The organism is Nocardia sp. NPDC002869 (genome assembly GCF_046764065.1).
Classification (GTDB): Bacteria; Actinomycetota; Actinomycetes; order Mycobacteriales; family Mycobacteriaceae; genus Nocardia; species Nocardia rhamnosiphila.
This window is the reverse complement of record NZ_JBKOOL010000242.1, coordinates 1-6188: the sequence shown is the minus strand read 5'-3', so window position 1 is coordinate 6188 and position 6188 is coordinate 1. Positions and strand designations below refer to the sequence as shown.

Annotated in this window: 6 protein-coding genes; 4 read left to right on the top strand and 2 right to left on the bottom strand. The window is 67.3% G+C overall.

All coding sequences use genetic code 11. From position 1 onward, the window contains the following. Window positions 1-45 precede the first annotated feature (45 nt). Window positions 46-753 carry a hypothetical protein gene (locus ACLML9_RS27230; protein ID WP_411948187.1) on the bottom strand — a complete coding sequence of 236 codons (708 nt, stop codon included), beginning with the start codon at window positions 751-753 and terminating at the stop codon, window positions 46-48. Continuing rightward, window positions 750-2303: a tRNA (N6-isopentenyl adenosine(37)-C2)-methylthiotransferase MiaB gene (gene miaB / locus ACLML9_RS27225; RefSeq protein WP_411948186.1), complete on the bottom strand. Its 1554-nt coding sequence runs from the start codon at window positions 2301-2303 to the stop codon at window positions 750-752. Before miaB ends, ACLML9_RS27230 begins: the two co-directional genes overlap by 4 nt. Window positions 2304-2669: 366 nt before the next feature. Between miaB and ACLML9_RS27220 the strand changes: the two genes are divergently transcribed. From ACLML9_RS27220 to ACLML9_RS27205, 4 genes are all read left to right on the top strand, one after another. After that, entirely contained in the window at window positions 2670-3398 is a 729-nt protein-coding gene (locus tag ACLML9_RS27220; protein WP_085995427.1) for an amino acid ABC transporter ATP-binding protein, read from the top strand. Window positions 3399-3469: 71 nt separating this feature from the next. Next, window positions 3470-4309 (top strand): glutamate ABC transporter substrate-binding protein, encoded by an 840-nt coding sequence (locus tag ACLML9_RS27215; protein ID WP_030521659.1) that lies wholly within the window; start codon window positions 3470-3472, stop codon window positions 4307-4309. 84 nt (window positions 4310-4393) lie between these two features. Continuing rightward, the gene (locus ACLML9_RS27210; RefSeq protein ID WP_411948185.1) at window positions 4394-5074 is read left to right on the top strand and encodes an amino acid ABC transporter permease; all 681 of its coding nucleotides are present in this window, start codon (window positions 4394-4396) and stop codon (window positions 5072-5074) included. Window positions 5075-5213: 139 nt separating this feature from the next. Then, window positions 5214-6107, top strand: a complete 894-nt coding sequence (locus ACLML9_RS27205) for an amino acid ABC transporter permease (protein ID WP_411948188.1) — start codon at window positions 5214-5216, stop codon at window positions 6105-6107. The last annotated feature ends 81 nt before the right edge of the window (window positions 6108-6188 follow it).

Below are 6188 nucleotides of genomic sequence, written 5' to 3'. Positions count from 1 at the left end.
CCGCCGTGGCCACCGGTCACGGCGGACGGCCCGCCTCTGCGGAAGTCAGTCCTTGCCGAACCGATCGCGCCGCTGCCGCTCCTCCTCGCGGGCCGCGGCCAGCCGCCGCTGTTCCTCGGCCGCCAGTTGCAGCGCGGTCCGGCTCCAGACGACCTTCACCCAGTGGAAGGTCAGCACCATGATCGCCAGGGTGCCCAGCACCAGGCCGATACCTGGCCCGGACCCCACGTAGTTGTTCAGGCCCGGGGTCTGCCGGTGCCAGATCGAGAACACCCCGAACGCGCTGGCGATCGCCGATCCGGCCACCGCGATCCACGCGAGCACCCAGCGCCGGGTCATCAGGGCCAGCAGCGAGAAACCGATTCCGAAGATCAGCACGAACCAGACGAAGATCCGCGACGGCAACCCGACGTGTTCGGCCGCCGCCGCCTGGGAACCGAGCAGCACATCGAAACCGCGCGCGCCGCCGGTATGCGGCAACACCAGCGACAGCAGCAGCAGGAACACCGCACCGGCCACCACCATGGCGCGCACACCCGGGTCGATCTCACCCGCGATCCGGCGCTCCACCGCGTCGAGGTCTTCGCGGAATTCTTCGAACTGCTCGGTCTCGGCCGGATTCACGTGGTCCTCGTTTCCCTCGCCTGATCGGTCTCCCGGGGCCGGCGCGTCGTGTGCCGGCGGGGTCGCGTCCCGCGCATCCTCCGCCGCGCGATCCTCGTCGCGCCGGTCGTCGTCGCCGGTCGCGCTCATGTCCCGCATCCGGCGGCACAGCCCGCCGCGACCGGTTCCGGTGCCGGCGCCCCGATCCGTGGCAGCCCGAGCCCGACACCGATCGGCGCGGTCTTCGGCGTGGTACCGGCCTCGTGCGCGTCACCGGCCCGAGTCCGGCGATGTGCCCGGATCCCCGAGTCCGCGACCAGGTGATGCGGCGCCGCACCGGTCACCTCGACGGTGACCAGGTCGCCCGGGCGGATCGGCGCGCCGGCCCCGTCGGGCCGGAAATGCACCAGTCTCCCGTCCCGGGCCCGCCCGCTCATCCGGGCGGTCGCGGCGTTCTTCTTGCCCGCGCCGTCGGCGACCAGGAGTTCCACCTCGGTGCCGATCAGGGCGTGGTTGGCCTCCACACAGATCTGCTCCTGCAGCGCGATCAGCCGGTCGTACCGCTCCTGGACCACCTTCTTGGGGATCTGATCGGCCATCTCCGCGGCCGGAGTGCCCGGTCGCGGGGAGTACTGGAAGGTGAAAGCGCTGGTGAACCGGGCCTGCCGCACCACGTCGAGGGTCTGCTGGAAGTCTTCCTCGGTCTCCCCCGGGAAACCGACGATGATATCGGTGGTGATCGCCGCATGCGGCATCGCCGCCCGTACCTTCTCGATGATCCCCAGATAGCGGGCCTGCCGGTAGGACCGGCGCATGGCCTTCAGCACACGGTCCGAACCCGACTGCAGCGGCATGTGCAGCTGCGGGCAGACGTTCGGGGTCTCGGCCATCGCCTCGATCACATCGTCGGTGAACTCCGCCGGGTGCGGTGAGGTGAAGCGCACTCGTTCCAGGCCCTCGATCCCGCCGCAGGCCCGCAGCAGTTTGGCGAACGCGCCGCGGTCGCGGGGCTGCCCGGGGTCGGCGAAGGAGGCACCGTAGGCGTTGACGTTCTGCCCGAGCAGCGTCACCTCCAGCACACCCTGGTCCACCAGCGCCTGCACCTCGGCCAGCACATCACCGGGGCGCCGGTCCACTTCCTTGCCGCGCAGGGCGGGCACGATGCAGAAGGTGCAGGTGTTGTTGCAGCCGACCGAGATCGACACCCACCCGGCGTACGCCGATTCCCGGCGCGCGGGCAGGGTCGAGGGGAATGCCTCGAGCGATTCCAGGATCTCGACCTGGGCTTCGTTGTTGTGCCGGGCGCGTTCCAGTAGCACCGGCAGCGACCCGATGTTGTGGGTACCGAACACCACATCCACCCAGGGCGCCCGGCTCAGGACCGAATCGCGGTCCTTCTGGGCCAGGCAGCCGCCGACCGCGATCTGCATACCGGGCCGGGACGCCTTGACCGGCGCGAGATGGCCAAGGGTTCCGTACAGTTTGTTGTCCGCGTTCTCCCGCACCGCGCAGGTGTTGAAGACCACCAGATCGGCCGTCGCGCCGGGCGCGGCCTTCCGATAGCCCGCATCCTCGAGCAGGCCCGACAAGCGTTCGGAATCGTGCACGTTCATCTGGCAACCGAAGGTGCGGACCTCGTAACTGCGCGCGCCGGCCGACTCGAGCCGGGTGGGGAGCGCTACCTGTCCGATCGAATCCACGGGTCCAGGGTACGGGCCGCCGTCCGGGCGTTTTCCAGCAGATCCGCACCTCCCGCCACAACGGCCGGGCCCGGCCCGCCCGCGACCGCGCGCAGGTGGCGCGCCCACCGTGGTCCTTCCCACATATGGGGGATCGCCCGGCCGGTCCGCCGGTGCCGCCCCGTCGGCCCCGCGGCGGGCAAATCCCGGCCGAGCGAACGGATTACAGCGGATGACCACCGGGTTGAACCCGAATTTCGGCTCGGTGTGGCGCCGGGGAGTGTCGCCGAAAGGCTCGCAAAACCGAAATTTCGGCTTAAGGTCAGTTCCATGACCGACACCGACGCCGACACGCCAGAGGCGGCCGGCGACATTACTGCTGTGCCCATGATCACCCTACGCGCCGTCGACAAGCACTTCGGTGCCCTGCACGTGCTGCGCGATATCAACCTCGAGGTGCCCCGTGGGCAGGTCGTGATCGTGCTCGGGCCGTCGGGCTCCGGGAAGTCGACGCTCTGCCGCACCATCAACCGGCTGGAGCCGATCGATTCGGGAGAGATCAGCGTCGACGGAGTGCCGCTGCCGGCCGAGGGTCGCGCCCTCGCCGCCCTGCGCGCCGATGTCGGCATGGTCTTCCAGTCGTTCAACCTCTTCGCGCACAAGACGATCGTGGACAACGTCATGCTCGCGCCGATGAAGGTCCGCGGAACCAAGAAGGACGAGGCCCGCCGGCACGCCATGGAACTGCTGGAACGGGTCGGTATCGCCAACCAGGCCGACAAGTATCCCGCCCAGCTCTCCGGCGGTCAGCAGCAGCGCGTCGCCATTGCCCGGGCCCTGGCAATGAACCCCAAGGTGATGCTGTTCGACGAGCCGACCTCGGCTCTCGACCCGGAGATGGTCAACGAAGTCCTCGATGTAATGGTTTCGCTGGCCAAAGAGGGCATGACCATGCTGGTGGTAACCCATGAGATGGGCTTCGCCCGCCGTGCCGGCGATCGGGTGTTGTTCATGGCCGACGGCCAGGTGGTCGAGGACACCGACCCGGAGACGTTCTTCAGTGCACCGAAGTCCGATCGTGCCAAGGACTTCCTGGGCAAGATTCTCAGTCACTGAATCTGCCCGGCGGATAGATAGGCACAAACTCGACGGCATCGCGCCGTCGAGGAGATGAGGGAAGGAAACCGATGAGGATCAATCGAGCACTCCGCATCGCGGTCGGCGCGGTCGCGGTGGCCGTCACCGCCGCCACCACCGCCGCCTGTGGCGGCGGCAGCGACAAGACCGCGCTGGAGAACGCCCAGGAGGGCGAGCTCACCATCGGCATCAAATACGATCAGCCCGGTCTGGGCCTGCGTAACACCGACGGGACCTACAGCGGCTTCGATGTCGAGGTGGCCAAGTATGTGGCCTCGAAACTCGGCGTCCAGCCGGACGGCATCACCTTCAAGGAAGCCCCCTCCGCGCAGCGCGAAACGCTGATCGAGAACGGGCAGGTCGATTTCGTGGTCGCCACCTACTCGATCACCGACGCGCGCAAGGAGAAGGTCGATTTCGCCGGCCCCTACTACGTCGCGGGACAGAGCCTGCTGGTGCGGGCCGACAACAACGATGTCACCGGCCCGGAGAGCCTCAAAGGCAAGACGGTGTGCTCGGTGACCGGTTCCACGCCCGCGCAGAACATCCAGAAGAAGTACCCCGACACCCAGCTGCAGACCTACGACACCTACTCGCTGTGCCTCGAGGGTCTGAACAGTGGTGCTGTCGCGGCGGTGACCACCGATGACATCATCCTGGCCGGTTACGCGTCGCAGTCGCCCGGCAAGTACAAGGTCGTCGGCGAGAAGTTCACCACCGAGAACTACGGGATCGGCCTGAAGAAGGGCGATCAGGACACTCGCAACAAGATCAACGACGCGATCGAGGAAATGATCAGCTCGGGCGCCTGGGACACCGCGTTCCAGGAGACGGTCGGTAAGGCCGCGAGCTACGAGACCCCGCAGGCCCCGCAGGTGGACCGGTACTGACCACCGCATCGGAGGGCTGGGCCGCGAGCGCGGCCCAGCCCTCCGGTCCGGGCCCATCCTGCCGATCGGAGGCACGCAACCACCGTGTTCGATTTGATCTCTGAATACGACACCCAGCTGCTCGAAGCATTCTGGATGACCATAAAACTGACCGTGTTCTCGGCGGTGGGTTCCCTGGTGCTGGGTACCGTCGTCGCCGGAATGCGGGTATCGCCGGTCCCCGTGGCCCGCTGGGTCGGCACGGCCTATGTGACCGTGTTCCGCAACACCCCGCTCACCCTCATCCTGGTGTTCTGCTCCCTGGGCCTGTACTCCACCCTCGGAATGAACCTGGCCTCCGAGGGACCCACCTCGCTGGCCGACAACAACTTCCGCTGGGCCGTGATCGGCCTCAGCGTGTACACGGCGGCATTCGTCTGCGAATCACTGCGGGCCGGTATCAACACGGTGCCGCTGGGCCAGTCGGAAGCCGGCCGCTCGCTGGGTCTCGGCTTCCTGCAGAATCTCCGGATCATCGTGCTGCCCCAGGCGTTCCGCTCGGTGATCGCCCCACTGGGCAGTGTGTTCATCGCACTGACCAAGAACACGACGGTGGCCTCCGCGATCAGCGTCGCCGAGGCGTCGTTCCTGATGAAGAACATGATCGAAACCGAAGCGGCGCTGCTGGCCATCGGCTTGATCTTCACGCTCGGTTTCGTGATCCTGACGCTGCCCGCCGGCCTGCTGTTCGGACATCTGGCCAAACGATTCGAGGTGGCCCGATGATGCGCTACTGCGATACCTGCGCCTTCGCTGCGGCCTCCGCGGATCGCCCCAAACTGCTTTCGCGGGAGGGTCCGATGAAGCGAAACCTCCGCCCTTGCGGCCTCCGCGGACCGCATGAAACCGCTCTGTGGGAGGCTCCCTGATGCGCCAGGCTTCTGTTCTGTACGACGCACCGGGTCCTGCCGCCCGCATTCGCAATATCGCCTACTCGGTCGTGGTGTTCGTAGTGGTCGTGGCCGCGGGGTGGTTCGTCTACCGCGGCTTCGCCGACAAAGGGCAGTTCACGGCCGAGAAATGGGAGCCGTTCCTGGACGGGGCGGTCTGGAGCACCTACATCCTGCCCGGCCTGCGCGGCACGGTCCTCGCCGCGCTGCTGTCCATTGTGTTCGCTCTGGTGATCGGGATGATCTTCGGTATCGCCCGGCTCTCGGATCACCGCTGGGTGCGCTGGACGGCGGGCACGGTCGTCGAGATCGCCCGCGCCGTCCCGGTGCTGATCCTGATGATCTTCCTGTTCGCCCTGTACTCCGAATACGACCTCTTCGAATCCGAGTACCTGGCGTTGGGCGCCGTGGTGACGGCCCTGACCATCTACAACGGGTCGGTGATCGCCGAGATCGTGCGCGCCGGCATTCTGTCGCTGCCCAAGGGGCAGACCGAGGCCGGAGTGGCGCTGGGTCTGCGCAAGGGTCAGCTGATGCGGCTCATCCTGCTCCCGCAGGCGATCACGGCGATGCTGCCGGCCCTGATCTCCCAGATGGTGGTCGCGCTGAAGGATTCGGCGCTGGGTTATGTGATCACCTACGAGGAGGTCGTTCGCAGCGCGCAGCAGCTCGGCGCGGCGGAATCCAATACGATTCCCGCGCTGATCGTGGTCGCGATCATCATGATCGTGCTCAACGTGCTGCTCTCCACGATCGCCACCGGACTGGAGAAGCGCCTGCGGGCGGGCCGCCGCAAACGTGGCGGCGCGGTCGTGGCGGCCGATTCGGTCATCGCCGACGCTGTTCCCGGAGTGGATATCACCAAGTAGTCCGACCCGCTGTGCCGGCCTCAAGGGTCCGGCACAGCGGGTCGTCGGCAAGAACCACCAAGCCAAGGGGAGCCGGTCCGG

Coding starts and splice junctions, on each gene's coding strand:
- ACLML9_RS27230 (WP_411948187.1), bottom strand. CDS start 753: ATGAGCGCGACCGGCGACGACGACCGGCGCGACGAGGATCGCGCGGCG.
- ACLML9_RS27220 (WP_085995427.1), top strand. CDS start 2,670: ATGATCACCCTACGCGCCGTCGACAAGCACTTCGGTGCCCTGCACGTG.
- ACLML9_RS27215 (WP_030521659.1), top strand. CDS start 3,470: ATGAGGATCAATCGAGCACTCCGCATCGCGGTCGGCGCGGTCGCGGTG.